At 57.5% G+C, this 17,696-nt stretch carries 16 protein-coding genes and 1 pseudogene; 8 read left to right on the top strand and 9 right to left on the bottom strand.

Annotated elements, in window-relative coordinates; genetic code table 11:
- Positions 1 to 329: 329 nt before the first annotated feature.
- Positions 330 to 1,319, top strand: a complete 990-nt coding sequence (locus DUGA2_RS24960) for an LPD7 domain-containing protein (protein WP_070272119.1) — start codon at positions 330 to 332, stop codon at positions 1,317 to 1,319.
- Positions 1,320 to 1,382: 63 nt separating this feature from the next.
- Here DUGA2_RS24960 and DUGA2_RS24955 read toward each other — a convergent pair whose 3' ends face one another.
- Positions 1,383 to 2,510: a hypothetical protein gene (locus DUGA2_RS24955; protein ID WP_070272118.1), complete on the bottom strand. Its 1,128-nt coding sequence runs from the start codon at positions 2,508 to 2,510 to the stop codon at positions 1,383 to 1,385.
- A 313-nt stretch (positions 2,511 to 2,823) separates the two neighbouring features.
- Between DUGA2_RS24955 and DUGA2_RS24950 the strand changes: the two genes are divergently transcribed.
- Both DUGA2_RS24950 and DUGA2_RS24945 read left to right on the top strand, forming a co-directional pair.
- Positions 2,824 to 3,648, top strand: a complete 825-nt coding sequence (locus DUGA2_RS24950; RefSeq protein WP_083296460.1) for a DNA-binding protein — start codon at positions 2,824 to 2,826, stop codon at positions 3,646 to 3,648.
- Entirely contained in the window at positions 3,645 to 3,965 is a 321-nt protein-coding gene (locus tag DUGA2_RS24945; RefSeq protein WP_070272116.1) for a hypothetical protein, read from the top strand. The genes DUGA2_RS24950 and DUGA2_RS24945 overlap by 4 nt, the downstream gene beginning before the upstream one ends.
- A gap of 68 nt (positions 3,966 to 4,033) precedes the next feature.
- On the opposite strand, the gene DUGA2_RS24940 is transcribed toward DUGA2_RS24945, so the two are convergent.
- Positions 4,034 to 4,345 (bottom strand): DUF3761 domain-containing protein, encoded by a 312-nt coding sequence (locus tag DUGA2_RS24940; RefSeq protein ID WP_083296459.1) that lies wholly within the window; start codon positions 4,343 to 4,345, stop codon positions 4,034 to 4,036.
- Positions 4,342 to 4,647, bottom strand: coding sequence for a hypothetical protein (locus DUGA2_RS24935; protein ID WP_070272115.1), 306 nt, complete (start codon positions 4,645 to 4,647; stop codon positions 4,342 to 4,344). The genes DUGA2_RS24940 and DUGA2_RS24935 overlap by 4 nt, the downstream gene beginning before the upstream one ends.
- A gap of 208 nt (positions 4,648 to 4,855) precedes the next feature.
- On the opposite strand from DUGA2_RS24935, the gene DUGA2_RS24930 reads away from it, so the two are divergent.
- Positions 4,856 to 5,041 carry a hypothetical protein gene (locus DUGA2_RS24930; RefSeq protein WP_070272114.1) on the top strand — a complete coding sequence of 62 codons (186 nt, stop codon included), beginning with the start codon at positions 4,856 to 4,858 and terminating at the stop codon, positions 5,039 to 5,041.
- Here DUGA2_RS24930 and DUGA2_RS24925 read toward each other — a convergent pair.
- Positions 5,038 to 5,685, bottom strand: coding sequence for a hypothetical protein (locus DUGA2_RS24925; protein ID WP_070272113.1), 648 nt, complete (start codon positions 5,683 to 5,685; stop codon positions 5,038 to 5,040). The two genes, DUGA2_RS24930 and DUGA2_RS24925, sit on opposite strands and share 4 nt — an antisense overlap.
- Positions 5,686 to 5,851: 166 nt before the next feature.
- Here DUGA2_RS24925 and DUGA2_RS24920 point away from each other — a divergent pair, with 166 nt between their 5' ends.
- Together DUGA2_RS24920 and DUGA2_RS24915 are read left to right on the top strand one after the other, a co-directional pair.
- On the top strand, positions 5,852 to 6,532 hold the full coding sequence (locus DUGA2_RS24920; RefSeq protein WP_229212429.1) for an SOS response-associated peptidase: 681 nt from the start codon (positions 5,852 to 5,854) through the stop codon (positions 6,530 to 6,532).
- Positions 6,533 to 6,543: 11 nt separating this feature from the next.
- Complete coding sequence (locus tag DUGA2_RS24915; RefSeq protein ID WP_070272111.1) at positions 6,544 to 6,948, top strand: hypothetical protein; 405 nt, start codon at positions 6,544 to 6,546, stop codon at positions 6,946 to 6,948.
- A gap of 16 nt (positions 6,949 to 6,964) precedes the next feature.
- On the opposite strand, the gene DUGA2_RS24910 is transcribed toward DUGA2_RS24915, so the two are convergent.
- Together DUGA2_RS24910 and DUGA2_RS24905 are read right to left on the bottom strand one after the other, a co-directional pair.
- Positions 6,965 to 8,506: a recombinase family protein gene (locus DUGA2_RS24910; protein WP_070272110.1), complete on the bottom strand. Its 1,542-nt coding sequence runs from the start codon at positions 8,504 to 8,506 to the stop codon at positions 6,965 to 6,967.
- Entirely contained in the window at positions 8,503 to 10,032 is a 1,530-nt protein-coding gene (locus DUGA2_RS24905) for a recombinase family protein (RefSeq protein ID WP_083296458.1), read from the bottom strand. The genes DUGA2_RS24910 and DUGA2_RS24905 overlap by 4 nt, the downstream gene beginning before the upstream one ends.
- Before the next feature lie 264 nt (positions 10,033 to 10,296).
- Here DUGA2_RS24905 and DUGA2_RS24900 point away from each other — a divergent pair, with 264 nt between their 5' ends.
- Positions 10,297 to 12,852 (top strand): hypothetical protein, encoded by a 2,556-nt coding sequence (locus DUGA2_RS24900; protein ID WP_141753373.1) that lies wholly within the window; start codon positions 10,297 to 10,299, stop codon positions 12,850 to 12,852.
- Positions 12,853 to 13,144: 292 nt separating this feature from the next.
- Here DUGA2_RS24900 and DUGA2_RS33770 read toward each other — a convergent pair whose 3' ends face one another.
- From DUGA2_RS33770 to DUGA2_RS33195, 3 genes and pseudogenes are all read right to left on the bottom strand, one after another.
- Positions 13,145 to 13,744: a hypothetical protein gene (locus tag DUGA2_RS33770; protein WP_141753372.1), complete on the bottom strand. Its 600-nt coding sequence runs from the start codon at positions 13,742 to 13,744 to the stop codon at positions 13,145 to 13,147.
- Positions 13,745 to 14,556: 812 nt separating this feature from the next.
- Positions 14,557 to 15,258, bottom strand: a complete 702-nt coding sequence (locus DUGA2_RS33765) for an Abi-alpha family protein (RefSeq protein WP_070272107.1) — start codon at positions 15,256 to 15,258, stop codon at positions 14,557 to 14,559.
- 54 nt (positions 15,259 to 15,312) lie between these two features.
- Positions 15,313 to 15,635, bottom strand: a pseudogene (locus tag DUGA2_RS33195) (IS21 family transposase); the annotation flags it as partial.
- Positions 15,636 to 15,857: 222 nt separating this feature from the next.
- Here DUGA2_RS33195 and DUGA2_RS32910 point away from each other — a divergent pair.
- A complete protein-coding gene (locus DUGA2_RS32910; protein ID WP_071658973.1) occupies positions 15,858 to 17,576 on the top strand; it encodes a DUF6119 family protein in 1,719 nt (572 codons plus the stop codon).
- Positions 17,577 to 17,696: the final 120 nt, after the last annotated feature.

The following is a 17,696-nucleotide window of genomic DNA, read 5'->3' as shown; positions in this document are numbered from 1 at the left end:
GCCAGCCGACAGTATCGCCCCGCCACGTAGCCGTAACAACATCGCCGCCTGTCGACGAGCAGCCGGAGCGCGGGGAGCCGCCTCGCGACGCGGCGGCTCCCCGCAATCCATTCATCATCGGCGTTCTACGCAGACTACGCACCGCCGCTGCCGACTACATCCGGCCTGACATGCCGAATCGCCCCGAGCCACCAGCGCCACAGCTAACGGCGTCGTCCACCACAACCGATCCGCCAGACACTCCCAAACGAAAAAAAGGACCGGCGCACAGTGCGCAGCCGGCGCCATCACCGCCAGACGCGCCGCCTGCGGACGCCATTCCGCCAGCCTTGCGCATCCGCTATCTGGTGGTCGATGCCAAATACTACTTCCGTGACCGCGAGCAAACGCTGGCTTTCGAAGACCACGGAAAACGGATCGCCACCGCACACGACGACGCCGAAGTCGCGCACTCCATGGTCACGCTGGCGCAGGCCAAGGGCTGGACCAGCCTGAAGCTGCGCGGCAGCGATGAATTCAAGCGTGAGGCTTGGCTGGCCGCAGCATTGCAAGGCATGAGCGTCAGCGGCTACCGGCCCAACGACATCGACAAGGCGAGGCTGGCCGAACGGCAAAACGAGCGCGCCCGCGACCAACCCAACTTCATCGAGCGAAAAATAGCCGAGGAGCATCCAGATCCCCAGCCGGCGGCGCCAACCGCTGCGACGGCCGCCGCGCCGTCGGCCGACGACGATGCGTCCAGGATGGGCAAGCGGCAGCAGCGCGCCATCGACACGCTGGCGGCTTATCTACGCCAGCGCGGCGACAGCGAACAGGCGATCGGCATGACGGTCGCTCTCGCCTCCGAACAAATGCAGCAGCGACGCACACACTTCGGCAAACTGGTCGGGCATGGCGAAGCGCGCTACAAGAACGACCCGGAGCAGGAGGCCAGCTATTTCGTTACCCTACAAACAGAGCGCGGCCAACAGACCATCTGGGGCGTGGATCTCGAACGCGCCATCAGCGACAGCGGCGTGGCCATCGGCGAAGACATCCTGTTGAGCAAGCGCGGCGCCCGCGACGTCACCGTCCCCATCGTCGAACGGGATCCGTCGGGCCGGCAGGTCGGCGAGAGAGTCTACATTGACACCCACAGGAACGACTGGGAAGTCAGCTCACTCGACGGCGCCAGAGACTTCATAGCCGCCAAGAGCACACCCGGCAGAACCGCGACAGAACATGCCGTGCCCCAGCATCACACGGCGGCCCCGGCCAGCCAGCCGGTATCGCCCCAGCCCAAGCTTCAACGCGATCCCGAGCCAAGCCGGGCGCGATAAACAAGTCAGCCTGCGCAGCACGCCACGACGGGTGGCGCCGCCGGTCCGGCACACCCCACCGCCTCAGCCGTCCGCCAGCGTCCTTACCCATTCCGCGAACGCTTCGTTTTCGAATTCGTAAGTGTCTCGGGGCGACTTCACCACCACGCCCGACAGCTTTTGCATGGCCCGCTGGACATGGGTCGCCGCCAACGATTCGACGCCGACAGCGCCGCGCAACTTCAGCAGCACCGGCTTGCTGAAGGGTTTCAAGGCCGGATCGTCCACCAGCAGTTTCACCAGCGCCTTTTGCAGCGCATCGAAGCCGGCCCAGACACCCTCGTGGTTTTCCGTGCGCGCCAGGTTGTCGGCGACCGCCGCCATCGCCTCCTCAAGAGCCAGGCGCGGGTTGAGCACCATCTGCACCACGCCCACCAAGAAAGGTTCCGGTTGCTGGTGAAAGGCCACAAAGGCCTTCCACGCCGGCGCCACCGGCAGCGTGCGACGCGTCGATTCCTCGTAGCGCTGCGCGATATACTCGACGAAGTCGCGCCCCAGCTGCGGGAAGTCGGCGATCGCCGCCCCGGTCGAGTACAGCGGCGCGCTGGCGTTGGAAAAGACATGAGCCAACTTGGTCCGCGACGAACCGGTAAACAGCACCCGCAACCGTTGCTGATTCTTCGTGATCGCCGTGCGCAGCGCGGTCGCCACCGCTTCGTGCTCGCGCGTCCTGGCCAGCTCCTGCGCCTCGTCGATCAACAGCAGCAACGGCGCCTTCCTGCATAAGGATTCGATCAGCACATCGATCTGCAGTGCCGTTTCCGACTGCGCCTTGGAGCCGCCCTCCCCCAATTCGACCTCCCCCTCCAGCTTGGCGCCAGCCACCTCCGCCTTGCCCTTGATTTTCCTGACCGGCGCCCGGGCCTTCGCCATCAGGCCACGCAGCGGCCCCTTAGGCTCCTGCGCCTGCTCCAGCGCGCGCACGATGGCCAAGCCTGGCGACAAGCGGGTCTGCCACAGATCGGCATACGCCACCGTATAGCCAGCCTTCTCCGCCGCCGGCCATAAATCCTTCAACAGGAAGGAAGTCTTGCCCGCCCGCCGCGGCGCAAAGATCGTAGTCGATGTGACCAGGCCGGCGTTCAGCGTGTCCAGATAGACCTTGGCCAGCGCAGGCCGATGAAAATGCCAGATCTCGGTGAGCTTGAGCATCACCCCTCCTATACAAAATTATTGTGGTAAAAATATTTATACAAACAACCGATAACTTTGTATAAGAATGCGCCGGCGATTCCGGCCCGCCTTGAGATACATCAACCCGACTTGCCTGCGACGGCGCCTGGCAAACTCCTGCGCACTTCGAACAAAGAGCTAAGCTCGATGCCCAGAGGTAAGGTAAGAAGAAGAAGAAGAAGAAGAAGAAGAAGAAGAAGCGAATAGCTACCTGCTTGCCTTACCCTGTGCTTCTTACCTTATCTTCTTGATATAGACCAAAGCGGCCGCGAAGGAGACGCATAAGCTTGGTATGGAACACCCCTCCTCTGCCATGAACTCGCACGCCGACATCGCGCCGGATATCGTCCGCCGCATCAATGAAGCCGCAGACCAGCTCTACGAAGAAGCTGGCCGCAACGCTTTCCCCAATGTGGATGCTGTACGCAGGCGCGCGCGCGCCAACATGAATCATGTCTCCCTGGTCATGCGCGACTGGCGCCACGAACGCATGGTCCCAAGCGCCGTGCAAGAAGATGCCCTGCCCGCCAGCCTGGAGCCAGCGGGCCGCCAGTTGCTGCATGCTTTCTGGCGCGAGGCCAGCGCCATCGCCAACGGCCACCTGCAAGCCGCCCAAACAGGCTGGGAGCAGGAACGCGGCGAGCTGGAGGAGTTCCGCGACCAGCTTGCGGCAGCGTTCGACACCCAGGCCGGCGAACTGACGGCGGCCTACCAAGCCAGCAGCGCACTGCGTGCGGAAATGGGAAAGCAAGAGGAACAGCTGGCGGTGCTGAAACAGCGTGCCAACGACGCCGAAACAAACGCGGGCAACGCCCGTGCGGCGCTGGAACACGGCCAGGCACAACTGCGGGAGCTGCACGAATCGCTACGACAAGCTCAGCTGGCACAACAGCAGTTGGCGCAACAGCTGCAAGACCAGCACGCGGCAGCCGCCGTGGCGGCAGAGCGCAACCTTGGCGAGCAAACACGCTACGCGGAACAGCTCGGGCAAGCACGGCAAGAGGTGGCGGGATTGCGCGCCCAGCTGGCCGCCGCGCTCACTTCCAAGAATGGCCTCTTAACCTCCGGGGCCGATGTAAAAAGCAATTCCAAACCGCGAAAGGAAAACCGATCATGACCGCACATTTTCTGCATCTGGCATCCCCAGGGCGCGACGGCGCCGCCGCTGTGATCGCCGGCGACCACCATGCGTTGCTGCGCCTGCGCACGGCCATCGATACCGCGCTCACCAGCGGCGCCGGCGCGGCGCAGTTCTACTCATCGGATGGCGAGAGCTACGGCATGGTCCTGATGCGCGAACCTGACATGGGGAGCGCATGCACGGCCTACAGAAACGAGGCGGCGCCCCAACGCTCGCTGCGCGAGACCCGTCGGCTGGACCAGCTGGAACAATTTACACTGGCTTCATGCATGCTGTTACACCTGGAGCCGTGATAAGCGACAAGGTCGAACTGCGGAGACGCACTCGGCTGGTGACAGAGGTGCCCGCGCGACAACCAGACCTACAACCAGTCTGCCACGCCGCCATGATGCGAACAGGTTCCGCGATGGCTCTTGCTGAAGCTGTAACTGCCATCCCGGCACTTCGCGCTGGCGCCGGCCGGCACTTTCCCGTCGACGCTCTTCGCCGGCGCGTGCACTTCCTGGCCGGCCTTGTTCACGTAATGACCGTGCGTCTGCAGGTCGGCTTCGTTCGGCTCGGCTTTCTTCGGCGCCGTGACCGGAGCGCTCGAAGGCGGCGCCAACTGCGCATGCACCGGTCCCGCCAGCAGAATCGCCAGCAGAACCGGCATGATCCGCGCGAAGATCCTCATTTGGTGCCTGCCTTGCCAGTCTCCGGATTGACGTTGCCTTTGGTGGACCAGTTATTGTCCTTCGTTCCGTCCTTGGTCGAACGGTCATGCGCCGCGACCTGGGTACCGTCTTTCTTCGTATAGCCGCCGACATGGGTATGTTGCGGCTTCGCCCCGGTGCCGGTCGCTGCCTTCGATGTGTGGGGGGCGCCGGCGGAATGGCCTGCGCTGTGCACGCCGGCATGACCGCCGCCATGACCGCCGCGAGCAAAAGCCGGGAACGCGAAACACAGGGCACATGCGGCAACGAGTATTTTTTTCATTGTTCTCTCCAATAGCGGCAAAGCGAGCCGGGGCGCGGTTTGATTATAGGCATGTTGTCATTTGGAAATCCATCGAAATACCACAAGGGTGGTTTTTCCCACCGCCCAGCTCCGCGCAAGAGCGCTGAATTTGCGGGCACGGGCCGATGAGTTCCATCAAATCCGCAGATCCTTCTTTACGCTACGATGATTTTTTTCGGAGCGCGCAATGGACAAGCACGACCGTCGCAGTCGCCGCGACAGAGCGAAAGCCGCTTTAGTCGACACAGGGATCGCCATGCTCAAGGACAGAGGCCAAACCGCAGCTGGCGCATTTCTGCTGCGCGAGCGGCTACCGTTCCGGGTGATCGTCAGGGTGCTGGCAGAACCCGGCCAGCGGCGACCGCCGCGCTAATGCGAGGGACCAAGCATCCGAATCTGCGAGCGAGTCAACTCCGGCAATTCAATATCGAATTCGCAAAGCCACCCGTTGCACTCCACTTGCTCGGGCCTCTCCCCGTGCGCCGATAGCACACGAAGGCCGCTGAGCTCGAACCGCTCTTCTGCCATCCATTCAAGCCGGCAGTCGAGCAGATGACGTGTCGAATCGCCACTCCCGGAAGCTTGGTAATAGCTCAGCTGAGCACCTAACGAGTGTCGGCCAAGGACACGTTCGAACTGTTCCCCCACCGCCAGTCGCCCCCCTGATTTGCCGGCCTCATGCAAGACCCTTCGTGGCCGTAGCACACCACCGACGTGGGTGTTGGTGATCCTGAATCCGATCGCATAGGCTGGCGGACTGAGCTTACATATCCAGGACTGCAACACCGCCCTGTGACCATGTGCACTTGGCATCTGCTCAACGCCACTGAGCACAAACAGCCAGTTCCGCAGCCATACCAGCTTCGGCGCCAGCAACTCTGCGACAGCCCGCCGTTCTCCCACCGGAAACAGACGCGCCACTTTCACGGGCCTGCGTTTCCCTTGGTCCGTCACTTCGACGACCAACAGCTCGAACGGCGCCGATGCGTGACCGAACTCAATGGGCTGGACGAGCAATGCACCCGCCTCCCTTCTTCGGGCGACCCAAGCACGCATTTTATTACCCCAAATAAATACTGTATAAATAAACAGTATAATACCGGAACGCGAAAAGCGCTATGATGGAAATTCAACTTCCTGGTTGCCAACTATGTGCGTCAACTTCCGTCCGCCCGACCCCGCAATGCTCGACGCCGTCATGGGCGTGATTATCACCTTGCACGATACCGGTTTCTGGAAAGACAACACGTTCAAGGACTATGCCGCGCCCATCGTACGGCGCGCGGCCGACGGCGGACGGGAAGGATTGCTTGCCAGCTATGGCATGGTGCCGCAGGACCGCATTCCGAAAGGAGTCAAGAAGTACGACACCATGAACGCACGGTCCGAAACCCTGGCCGAACGGCGCTCGTTTTCGCGCGCATGGAAACAACAACAGCTTTGTCTGGTGCCGGCGATCTCCTTCGACGAGCCATGTTACGAAACAGGCAAGTCTGAATGGTGGAGCATCGCCATGGCGGACAAGGCCATGTTCGCCGTAGCGGGACTGTGGCGAGAATGGGACGGCGCAGCCGGACCACAGACATCATTTACCCAGCTGACCATCAACGCCGACGGCCACCCTCTGATGCAGCGCTTTCACAAGCCAGGTGAAGAGAAACGGTCGCTGGTGATCGTGCCCCGGTCGGAATGGGACGACTGGCTAAACTGCAGAAATCCCGATTTCGCGCGTACGTTCTTCCGTCACTACCCGCCCGAGCTGATGACAGCCTGGCCTTCGCCGCGAGCTACACGCGAGAAAAAAACAAAGACGGAGCCTGCGCTCACTGCACCACCAGCGGCCAACCTGGATTTCGGATTTTGAAGGCGAATTCAATGAACACGAAACGACCGGAAGAAGGCGACATCGTTCAGCTGCGTGGCCAAGGCCGTGGCATGCAAGTGGTGGCGGACAATTTCGGTTCGCACGCTCACTGGCAAGGAATTCCGGACGCCATCGTCTGCGCATGGGAAGTCGACGGCGTAACACATCGAGAAGGCTACGCCGCCGGCGACCTGGAAGTGGTGGGATCACAGCGGCGGCAGTCGCACACGGAAATCTACGAGTGGGTCACGACCGGCGCCATCGCGACCATCACCACCTTGGCGGCGCAGGGTCAGCATGGTATGGCGCAGGGCGCGATGCGCCTGTGGTCGGAGTTGACAGGCACCATGGCCCGCGACGAAGATAGGCTGCGCCTGCAACAGCTCATCGACCGAATCGGCGACAACCGGCAATAGGTGTCGCCCGCTCCGGCTAGGGTTCGGCATCGCCAGCGCCAAGCCCGAAAAACGCCTCCAGCGACGCGGACAGCCACAATCCGCAGCGTTCCGGTGACTTCGCCGGTATCCACCTTTGAACTTGCGCCGCATTGGCCGTGGAGAGCAGGACGTAATGGTTGAAGCGATCTTCATTGATGGTTTGCAGAGCGCATAGAACAAAGTCGGTTCCAGACGACCGCGCGGGCGCGAACCATCCCAGACAGCCACCGTTACAGCAGATACTCCTGACGGAGATGCGAAGTGTGAGCGCCCCGTCCACCACCAGAACGTGCCGTTGCGAGCTCAACTGAACGCCATGCCCGGCGCGCTGGATGCAGTCCCATACCTGATCCCGCAGTTCCGCCACCCTCCTCGCAAACCTCGCCTGATGTGTTTCTTTCGGCATGCGGTTGATGTCTAGGCCAAGTGCGGCTTGATAGGCTTGGTGCACGCTCCCGAATAGTTTTTTGATCGTCTCCGAATGTGGAATGCCCGGCTCGGAGTCGGTCAAGCGGCGGCACAAGTAGCCTCTGCGGGCATAGATCTCGCGCAGCTTCTCAAGCATCGCCGCGACGTCCCGCCCTTGCCGCAGCTGTCGCTGCTTGCGTGCCTCGGCAAATTCAACGGCACTGACGATACCTATATGCGCCCCAGCGCGGCGCAGCCAATCGACAGCAGGATTGAGCCGACGACGGCCGCCAAGACGCTCGGAGATGCGGTTGTACACCAGGTTGCCGCAGTACTTTTCGTTGGTGAGGATGGCGCGCACGCGGCTATCGGTCCACAGTTTTCCCGCCCCCGCGTGCAGTCCTTGGGCATTCAAGCGCCGTGCCGATTCCCGGCAAGTCAACCCCTCCCGGCAGTACATGCTGTAAATCAGTCTGACGGTGGCTACTTCGTCATCGGGGCCTGGCGTCAATACCACCCGGTCGGTCGGGTGCGCTTTGCGTTCTCCCGGTTCCAGTGTGCATCGCCGGCTGCCGTCCGCACGCAGGCAAAGCCGGCGCAATCCAAAACCGGCAGCGCCGCCAGGCTTGTACCCTTGAGTGAGCAGGTACGCATGCGCGTCAAATACCTTCTGCGACAGCTCGCGGCTATGCTCGGCTGCCATGATGCGCTTGAGGTCCTTGAACAGATGCTGCATCGGCGTATCGTTCTGGCCGAAAGGTTCCGCGCAATAGACGATACGTATGCCGTGACGCCGGCACAGATATTCGTAGTAAGCGCTTTCATCGATGTCCAGAAACCGTCCCCAGCGACTGACGTCATACACCAGCACCAGCTCGAACCCGGGGCTTCCTCGAGCGATATCCGCCAACATCTGCTGCAGGCCCGGGCGCCGCAGCGCCGTTAACCCGCTCCGCCCCTCGTCACGATAGACCTTCACCACAGTACATTCCACCGAGCTGGCATAGCGGTCAATATAGTCCAGTTGTTCGGCGATCGACTGGTCCTGCATATCGGTCGACATCCGGACGTAGGCCGCCGCACTCAAGCCACGCAGGCCGGCCGCCTTATGCACGGTGTGTGTATTCACGGCAGGGGAGACAAACCGAACAGCGACGCCAGGGTCGGGAACAGCAAACCACGGCTCTTGGCGTAGCGTCCGCTGCCGAAGGAAACGACGGAACGCCGCTCATCCCGCGTCGAGATCAGTGCCCAGCGTTCGACCGTCTTGTTCTGCGTATCGAGCAGACCGGCAACAACGAAATCGGCGGGCTCGGCGGCATGGACCTGGATCCGCCACCGTGCACGGACAACGCTCAGGCGGCAGCACGCTACGGCCACACGCACGATCAACGTATCGTTCAAGCGCAGCAAATTATGGTTCGATTGCAGCACAACCGCAGACCCGCCGGCGGCGGCCGCCATCTGCAGCACCTGATCCCGCATTGTGGCGAGCATCGCGTTACGCGCGTGGATGGACATGCGGAAACCGTGCACAGAGGGACGCTCGATACCGGCGGCACGGCAAGCGTCTGCCAGCGATCCAAACATCTTGGAAAGTCTGCGCCACCCCGGCATGCCGGGCACTTCGGCCAGCAATGGATAACTTACCCTGCCATGTTCGCCATGGACCTGAGCGATTACATCCAGCACAGCAGTCCTGTCCTGCCCCGTGCGCATGGCCCGCACACGCTGGGCCAGTTCGCCTTCGGTTTGAGGCACCAGGGACGGGAGCGCGTGCTCACAGCAGATCCACTGGGAACGGGGGTTGTGCAAGCACGGCGTCCGCAATTTCCGGCTGGTGCGGTAGTACGCCTGCGTCCCCCAGTATTGAGGGCCACTCAGCACGGAAAAGACCCGATGATCTGTCCACGAGCCGCCGCCGCATGAAACGCCCTCCGCATTCAGCAAGCGTTTGATGGCCGCCGCGGTCCATCCTTCATGGTTATACAATTGAAAGATGCGCCGTATCGTCGCCTGTTCTTCATCGCTACCCGGCAACAGCCGTACCCGGTCGGTACGTCGCGGCTTCAGCTCTCCCGGAGGCAAATCCCGCCCGACTTTTCCGTCAGCCCTCACCGCCACCCTGCGCATACCATAGGTGACTCCACCGCCCTGCTTGTAGCCCTGCAGTGACAAGCGCTTTTGCGCGGCAAACACCTTTGCTGACAATTCGCGGCTGTATTCCGCCGCCATCGTACGTTTGAAGCTTTTCATCAACTGCGACAAGGGCTCGCCATCGTTGACGAATTGTTCGACGCAATACAGCACACGAATACCGGCCCGCCGGCACAGATATTCATAAAAGCCCGCTTCATCGACATTCTGATATCGCCCCCAGCGGCTGACATCATAAATAAGCAGGACGGTGAAGCCCGCGCATCCGCCCGCGACATCTGTGAGCAACTGCTGCATGCCCGCGCGGCCGGCAAGCACTAGGCCGCTCTTGCCATCGTCTATATAGACGCGCACGACTTCCATGCTGCGCTCATGGGCGTACCGACGCAAGTAGGCTTCCTGCAATTTCGGGGACAGCGCTTGCGTGCTGGTCGACATTCGGACATAGGCGGCAGCACGTATCACTTCCGAACCAGACGCCTGGCTGATGGTCGTCATATTGATCTCGCCCAGAAGAAATGGGCAACTGCGTTTACTTCGACCTAATCAAAGTAGTCGCTAAGATGACGACATGCAAGCACGAACGCCTAGTCATCTTAATGACTGCTGCGGCGGTGCCTCTGGGCGCGACCTAAACGGGCTTAAAGCGGACGTTGGTGATGCGGTCGAGTTCTGGCATGCGGGCCGACAAGGAAATATTGATGGCAAGCAACACTCCGAACTTGTAGAATGTTGCCACAAAGAATTCATATTGAGATTTCCATGCCGCGTCCAGCACCTAATCCCAGCCTGCCCCCTTCATCGGACACCAGCGGCGACGCTTGCGCACGTCCGGCATCAAAGGGTACCCTCAGTCTACCTATCGCATCGAACGGCCTGGGGTATATAAAACACATCCTGCTCGGCGAGGCCCGCCTCTTCGCTCCTTTGACCATCTTGGCTGCCCTACTCATGGCGATTTACCTGCCAGGGCAAATGGTGACTCTTTCACGGTCCATGACTGCGGGCTGGCGGATACCCGCGGAATCCTACGATGGAGCGGGATTCTACAGCGGTGATGGCACCCTGATACTTTGGTGGTCGCTCTGCTGCGGCGTAATATTAACGCTGGCGTCTTTTTTGAAACCACAAACGGTGACGGCCCTTCGTTCCCCCTACGGTCGGAGCGAAGCCTGGACGCAACGGCTCGTCGTTGTCCTGGTTTCCCACAGCCTGATCCTGGCACCGCTATTTCTTCATCCCAAAATTTATGGCTGGTTCCCCTTCCCGATTTTGGGCCTGATAGGCTCAGGCGTAACAATGGTTTTGCTGAGCAAACACGATAAAACCGGCGCGGTCTTGCTCTTTACTGCCATCCTCACCTCCCAAGTTGCCGTGTTGCATGGACGGGAGAATGTAGCATTTATCGTCGGTGGTGCAGTACTGGTGCTCTTACATTTGCGTCCTAACCTGAAGAGCAAGCTTGGATTTCCTCGATGGCTGGCGAGTCTGATCGCATCCAATATCCTCCTAGGCAGCAACTTGATCGCATTCATCTTTGTCGGTGCCGCACTGCCATGGCGGATGCCGGGCGACCATCACTTCGACTACCACGCTGTCATGCTGGCATTGTGGTGGCTCCTTCCTTCATTTATCGCGACCATCGCCATCCGCCGACCACGCACGCATGAGACCAAATGCCGCGTCCCCTGGGCCGTGCTGCTCTGGGGGATTCCGCTATCGGCGGCCGGCGTGTTCCCCAACGACATGCTAGCGTTGAATACGCTCTGTGCCGCCGCCGGCCTGATGATCGCCACCGCGAAACTGCTTCAGGGGGAGGGGGCAATGATTGCTCGCAGAGTATTTGTGCTGTTCACACTCGGCTATGCGGCATACAGTATTTGGCTACTCGATCCTACATATGAGGTGGACGGCGAAAGAAGGAGCCAACAAATCGGCGCTTGGAACCGCGAACAGGGATTCAATGCCTTTATCGATGCTTGGACCGCAGCGCGCGGCGAGCGGCTCGTTGATCACGGCCCGATTATTCTATTGGCGGCATCGGGAGGCGGCTTGCGGGCGGCCGCGCATGCTGCGCTGGCATTCACCACTGCAGACGACCTCAGTAATGGATTATTCGGCCAACGCGTACTCGCAGTTAGCGGCGTCTCCGGCGGCGCGCTGGGTGCCGTGACTTGGTTGGGCGCCCGCAACGATGGCAGCAGAGCAGAAAGTGCTAATCCCATGAAACCCCTCGGCGATGAGCCACGCCTCCCGCAATTAGCGCGCTTTTATTCTGGCGATTTCGTCAGCCCCCTGGCCAACACCCTGCTGACCCACGACCTGCTACCTGCGGCTACTCCCATCGTGACAGGACATTCGCGCCGCGCCGATGTCTTATCAGCGTCCTGGCAAGCTCAATGGGAAAAGACATTCCCCGACAACGGCACCCGAATTCCCGACCCACGGGTATTTGCCCATTCGGTAGGCGACTTCGCCGCTAAGCCTGGACAGATGCCCATGGTGATCCTGAATACCACGGCAGCCAGCGACGGACAACGTGCAGTGTATAGCAGCATCGACGCCAAATTCCCGGGCGCCGCGCACCTTGATCCGAACACAACGGTGGCAACCGCAGTGTCGGACAGTGCCCGCTTCGCCTTCATCAGTCCCGTCGTGCAATCCTGCGCAGATCAGCCACCTGCTGCGCCGAAGTTAAATGCCTCCGCATTAAAATGCCGCCCCGGCTATTTCCCCATTACCATCGCCGATGGCGGCTACGCCGACAACTCCGGTCTCGCCTCCATCCACGACATCTTAGACGAGCTAGTGGCCTCCAAACGCGGACTCGAAAATGTGTTCGTCATCATTGTAAAAAGCAACCCCAGCGAAGACATGCCGTTTAACGAAGGGACCCGCTTCGACAATGGCCGTCTGATCGCCGAACTCGCCGCGCCTGGCTATGTGTTGGAGGGAGCCCGTTCCGGCCACTCCTCGACCTACGAGCGTCTGATACGGCGCCGCCTCCCCTCCGAGCAAGTGATCACCTGGGAGCTGACCTATCATGAACTGGGACGAGGCTTCAGGCCAACGCCGCGCCCCAATAAACCCGATAGCTGGTTCGCTGAGCTGCAGCAGCGTTCACAAGCGGCGAGCGCCCTGCAGGCGCTCAATCTGCCACCCTTGGGCTGGACCCTGGATCCAGCGTCCTTCGAAGGGATTCGCTTCCAGTCGCGGCTACACCCCAACTTTGGCCCGCACGCCAACTGTGGCAACAATGTGGAGTCCTCCCCACTGTGCAGATCGATGATGGCCGCGAAGCGCCTCCTCCGACCATAAGCCAAAGAGCTAGTGGATCCCCGGCTCACCGCCTGAAATGCCGCCACTGCGATAGCCGCATGGGTTGAACCTAATGCTACAACCGCAAGGATCACACGCGCAGTGGGTCAGGGTGCAGGGTACCGGCACCGAACCGGCCGCGTCTATACAGGCAATGGGTTAGGTTGCGTAAATTCTGCGTAATGCCGCCCGACAATATGGCACGGTCGCGGCCGCTCTTGCCCCCTTACGGGCGCTCAACAATTTGCCCCCAACGTCTGTTTCAGCACCTGCTTATCGTCACTCGCGACAATCAAACTTCTTTGCATCTCGGCGCTTTGCAAAGGGCGCCAATAAGACCAAGACCTGCCAGCAACATTGCATATGACACAGGCTGCGGTACAGCGGAAGGTATAAGCAACGCACTTTGCGTCCAAGTGCCAGTAGATACAGAATTCCAAGCGGCATTTCCTTGACCTGGCAAAATTGCGAAGTCCCACGCAGCAGGGCCGTCGGCGCCATTTCGATAAGTAGTAAAGTCGGTGCCAGAATAAACGGTATATGGCGATGGATAAAAACCAAGGCCGACCCACCATCTATCAATTTCACCCGAACTATTGAATGAGAATTGCGCTATTCCACTATTCGACGACGGTGACTGGTACGATAAGCTGGGTCCGTTGGCAATACCAATAGTTAGTGACTGTATATCGGTCCAATTGCTCCATACAAATTTTGGCTGAAATCCATCGACAAAAGTGACCGATGCTGTCATTAGGCCGTATCCTGTTTGACCAGAAGTAAAGGCGCTACCCGTATAGGTTGCTGTTACGCCAGCAAAGCTACTTGAAGCGGCAGTTAATATACCAACTGTTGCGATGAGCAGTTTTAAGGCTATGTTTGCGAACGGCATAATTTCAGGCTCCGAAGTTAGGTTTTGTGGTATACCTAGATGTGTGCTCTCATTGTAATTTTATTTTATACAAAAGAATTTCTCATTTGGACAGTTGCTGGGTTGAGAGGCTAGGACAGATCTTCCTGCATTGCCGCCGTTATGAGTAGGGATGATTTGCACCTCATGGCAAGCACTGTCAATGCAGCCGCCACAACGTCTCAAAGTCAAAGCCTCCAGAGGAAAATTGCCAAGCATGCGGTTCGCATATACAATTTGCAATTTAACATGGGCGATACGAATGCGATTGCCGAAATTCTTTTGGTCCAATATGGAAATTACCGGTCTACGATTAGAAATAGTAGGATTGTCGCTCTTGCTCGGTGCCGCAATGTGGTAAGCTCAAGTGAACGACTGGTTCGACAAAAACTCCACTGAAGGAGAGCTACTCGCTCAGAGAGAAATCCAATGGAGAACTATCTATGCAATTAAGGACCTTGGCGTGATTCTAGCGACGGACGAATTGCAGGATCGTAAAAAGTACAGCGAAGAGTTAGAATAGAGTATTGCTCGCGCCGTTATCCGCTCCGAAGATTTGTCCCAAAGCAGGGAAAATCTGAACAAAGGACAAGCGACGTCATTCGGTAGCGTACGCAAAATGCTGGCGCTTTTGGGAAGCTGCTTAATCATCGTTGGCAAATACCAAGTCAGCTCATATAAGTCGAAAAATATAAGGGCATGAGCTCTTGGTAAGTCATATTATCCTGCTCAGTCAGCCAAGACGCGAGCAGGTCTCGGTCATAAGTGCAAGCGGTACACACCGCAATTTCCCTTCAGCGCACATCCAGGCACAATGAGTAAAGGTGCTCTCCCAGAATCGTCGGGCTGACCAGCCGAAAAATGGGGATCCCCCCCAACGTTTCTGTCACCCTCAGACATCCAAGCCGCTGAAGGTTCGCTATCCCAAGGCAAACCTCGGGACTAGGATCTTGGGTGTTGTTCCAATCAATAGTAGCCTGGTGACTTGCGGTAGTGGAATTAGGCAGGTCTGTAGTCAACCAAGCCGCCTCTGTATCGTCGCCAAGCTTAACAGAATATAGGCACTTAAGAATTTGTACTTCGAGGGAGGTGAGTTGTTCCAACATTACAATAAACGATCTGGTCAGCTCTCCCGCATGATCTACATCCGTGGCGTTCACAAGCATCCGTGCCCATACATCCTGAAGAGAGTTGTCCTCTTCAAGCGTGGCCGCTTCTAGCAGAGGGATAGCTAATTTCAAGGGAATTTGCCTCGTCGGTGCACGCAGTCCACGCTCATTCATAAAATCCATTGCGCGCTCGTACAAGCGTATTTGACGCTCCCACCTAACGTATTGCAGGCGATCGGTGATCATTCCCGACACTTCATTGATAGGGCCACCAAAAAATTTAGCAAAGGCTGCACCTGCCCCAGTGGTTGCATCGACAATCTTGCTGCCGACTTTAGCGAGTTCGCTTGTAGCCTTCGCCACTTCCTTGATGCTGTCGTCATCCATATCCGCCCCCCCCCTCCTTGCAGTAGTGATGTCTCGCCAATTTACGCACAAAACGAAGCGCACCACTGGGTCGGTCGGCGGTGCTGACCGCAGCTACGCATGAAGGCGCGCAACTGGCTCATACCGCCTTGGTAGCCACGTGCCGCGATCTCGCGGTACAGCACCGTCGCGGGAATCACATCGGGCTGAGCGGCCTGCTGCCGATCCCGCAGGTACTGCTCAAACTGCGCTAGCTTTGTCGGGCGTACCACCTTGCGTTCATACTTCGGCGCGGCCTCCAAGGCCAGTTGCCGACGCACCGTGTTTACCGCGCAGCCCACCTCGGCAGCGATCTGCCGTAGGCTTAACCCATGCTTCTTCAGCAGTTGGATTTCCACGTACACCTCCGAACTCCCGTCGCGTCAGAGGTGGTTCATCCATAGTGAACCTTAGAAATTATAAGCTGTCCAGGAAAAAATGCGATCAAAAACGACAATAGGGACAACTGCGATTGCTAACCACTCGCATATTATCTCAACATCCCAAGATTGTGACAATTTGCTAGTTTTTTGACAAAAAAAATATGCAAAATGGAAATTTAAATTCTTTATGGCAAAGCCATGTCAATTGATAAGATAACCATATTTAAAATAAAGCAACACATTTCCAGTTTTTCAGATTTTTTACGCGAAAAAAAACCCAAACATGTCGCTCTAGCGGTACCGGCGGGATCGACTTATACCGTCGAAGTCGTTACCGCATTCAAGAGCCATGAAAGCGATCCGAAAACCCATGACAAGATTCCGTGGCTGGTTTTCTTGAACGACGGCCTACCAGTTGCTGAACGGTTCACGTTCAAGTCTGAGAATAAGTTCCCGTCAGCAATTCTTGCAGTCAAAATTACAGAAAACGGTACCAGCGAGTTTTATGCCATTGTCTTCGGACTTGCAGGGGAGAGCCATATTCTTCCTGACCAAGTAGTGCGTGACTTCGGTATCCGGGTGGCAATGAATATCTGTGACGAGGACAAGCTCAAACGTGTTCAGAGCACGCGCCATGCCGAGGTTTCCACTCAGTCCGAGCGCCAGATAAGTGCCGGCAGCTCTTTTTCAGTCTTCGACATCGATGATGAAAAGGAGTTTCTTCAGGTTATAGCCGGGGCATCTGGTACCGGATACGAATTTATCCAGTCATTCACTGGAAAAGAAAGCATCGCAATCAAAGCCAGCAAAGACAGCTCCGTTAAATGGGATAACTTAATCGATCGTGTCCGCGCATTAGCAGCTGCTTACAAACTAACAAAATTTGAAACTTCCTTTCCAGGCTACGCAAAATTTCACTACGAAACCGATACCGCAATTATCGATGCCCTGGATGCTCAACTGTTTAAGTCGATCTCCAAAAGAAACTTCAGCACTGCTCACCTAGCACCTCCAGAAGTAGTGGACTATGCCACTTGTGACTTTTCTTTCGGACAAGAAGAATCTCGTTTTGAGGATTTAACGCTTAGCGATCTGATCGATTCAAGGAAGAGAAATTTCCAAGCAAAGGCTTCTATTGACAGTATAAAAACGATGCGGGTGAAGCTCTGGAACGTCGATACGAACCTAGTCACGCGCTCTTGGAGCGCATATCGCTGCATCGTTGCAGAAGGGTCCTATAACGGCGATACCTTTATACTTAGCAATGGTCAGTGGAAAAAAGTATCCAAAACACTACAAGATGAAATCGACGCATATATTCCAACAGTGGCAACTGGCGGCTGTGCCTACCTACCGCATGACGTCAATATCTGGAATGCGAAGGAAAACAAGAATCAAGAGCACATTTTTAATGCGCGGGCCAAACTTGCTAGTTCCGATCTCTTTCTGCTGGACAAAGGAAAAATCAAAATTGGTGGCAAGCGCATATATGAAGTGTGCGATCTGCTTCACAAAGATTGCGAGCTGATCCAAGTTAAACGGTTCCAAAATAGTTCTAGCTCAGTCAGTCACCTCTTCCTGCAGGGGCGGTTCTATGGCGAAGCTTTTTTGACTGATGAACAAACTCGCATTGGATTACGCACAGCTATAGAAAATACGCTAGGCCTACCATCGGCAAAACCCTTCCTTGATATCGTACCGATCAAACGTGACTTTCATCCTAAGGATTACAGTATTGTATTTTGTCTTCTCACGGAGAACGATATCGAACTGAAAGATCTACCATTTATGGCGCGCTATGAACTAATGCATAGCCATCGGTTCATTCGAAACACGCTTGGCATGAATTGCGGTGTTGTATTTCGTCGCATCAAAGTTGAAGATAAATCGAAGCTAGCGCCGGCAACGAAACCATAAGGCGCTGTTGTTGCCGCTCTTAAATGCCCAGTTGTTACCAATAGATGGAATTTCCCATCAATGATTAAGAGACTTCTTCTCATTCATTTATGGCAGGACGGCGTGGACTTAGCTGAGTAG

It is taken from the genome of Duganella sp. HH101, from assembly GCF_001758795.1.
Lineage (GTDB): Bacteria > Pseudomonadota > Gammaproteobacteria > Burkholderiales > Burkholderiaceae_D > Rugamonas > Rugamonas rivuli.
This window is presented reverse-complemented; position numbering and strand designations above follow the sequence as displayed.

Coding starts and splice junctions, on each gene's coding strand:
- DUGA2_RS24915 (WP_070272111.1), top strand. CDS start 6,544: ATGAACACGAAACGACCGGAAGAAGGCGACATCGTTCAGCTGCGTGGC.
- DUGA2_RS32910 (WP_071658973.1), top strand. CDS start 15,858: ATGTCAATTGATAAGATAACCATATTTAAAATAAAGCAACACATTTCC.
- DUGA2_RS24950 (WP_083296460.1), top strand. CDS start 2,824: ATGGAACACCCCTCCTCTGCCATGAACTCGCACGCCGACATCGCGCCG.
- DUGA2_RS24905 (WP_083296458.1), bottom strand. CDS start 10,032: ATGACGACCATCAGCCAGGCGTCTGGTTCGGAAGTGATACGTGCTGCC.
- DUGA2_RS24920 (WP_229212429.1), top strand. CDS start 5,852: ATGCTCGACGCCGTCATGGGCGTGATTATCACCTTGCACGATACCGGT.
- DUGA2_RS24955 (WP_070272118.1), bottom strand. CDS start 2,510: ATGCTCAAGCTCACCGAGATCTGGCATTTTCATCGGCCTGCGCTGGCC.
- DUGA2_RS24940 (WP_083296459.1), bottom strand. CDS start 4,345: ATGAGGATCTTCGCGCGGATCATGCCGGTTCTGCTGGCGATTCTGCTG.
- DUGA2_RS33770 (WP_141753372.1), bottom strand. CDS start 13,744: ATGCCGTTCGCAAACATAGCCTTAAAACTGCTCATCGCAACAGTTGGT.
- DUGA2_RS33765 (WP_070272107.1), bottom strand. CDS start 15,258: ATGGATGACGACAGCATCAAGGAAGTGGCGAAGGCTACAAGCGAACTC.
- DUGA2_RS24930 (WP_070272114.1), top strand. CDS start 4,856: ATGGACAAGCACGACCGTCGCAGTCGCCGCGACAGAGCGAAAGCCGCT.
- DUGA2_RS24900 (WP_141753373.1), top strand. CDS start 10,297: ATGCCGCGTCCAGCACCTAATCCCAGCCTGCCCCCTTCATCGGACACC.
- DUGA2_RS24945 (WP_070272116.1), top strand. CDS start 3,645: ATGACCGCACATTTTCTGCATCTGGCATCCCCAGGGCGCGACGGCGCC.
- DUGA2_RS24935 (WP_070272115.1), bottom strand. CDS start 4,647: ATGAAAAAAATACTCGTTGCCGCATGTGCCCTGTGTTTCGCGTTCCCG.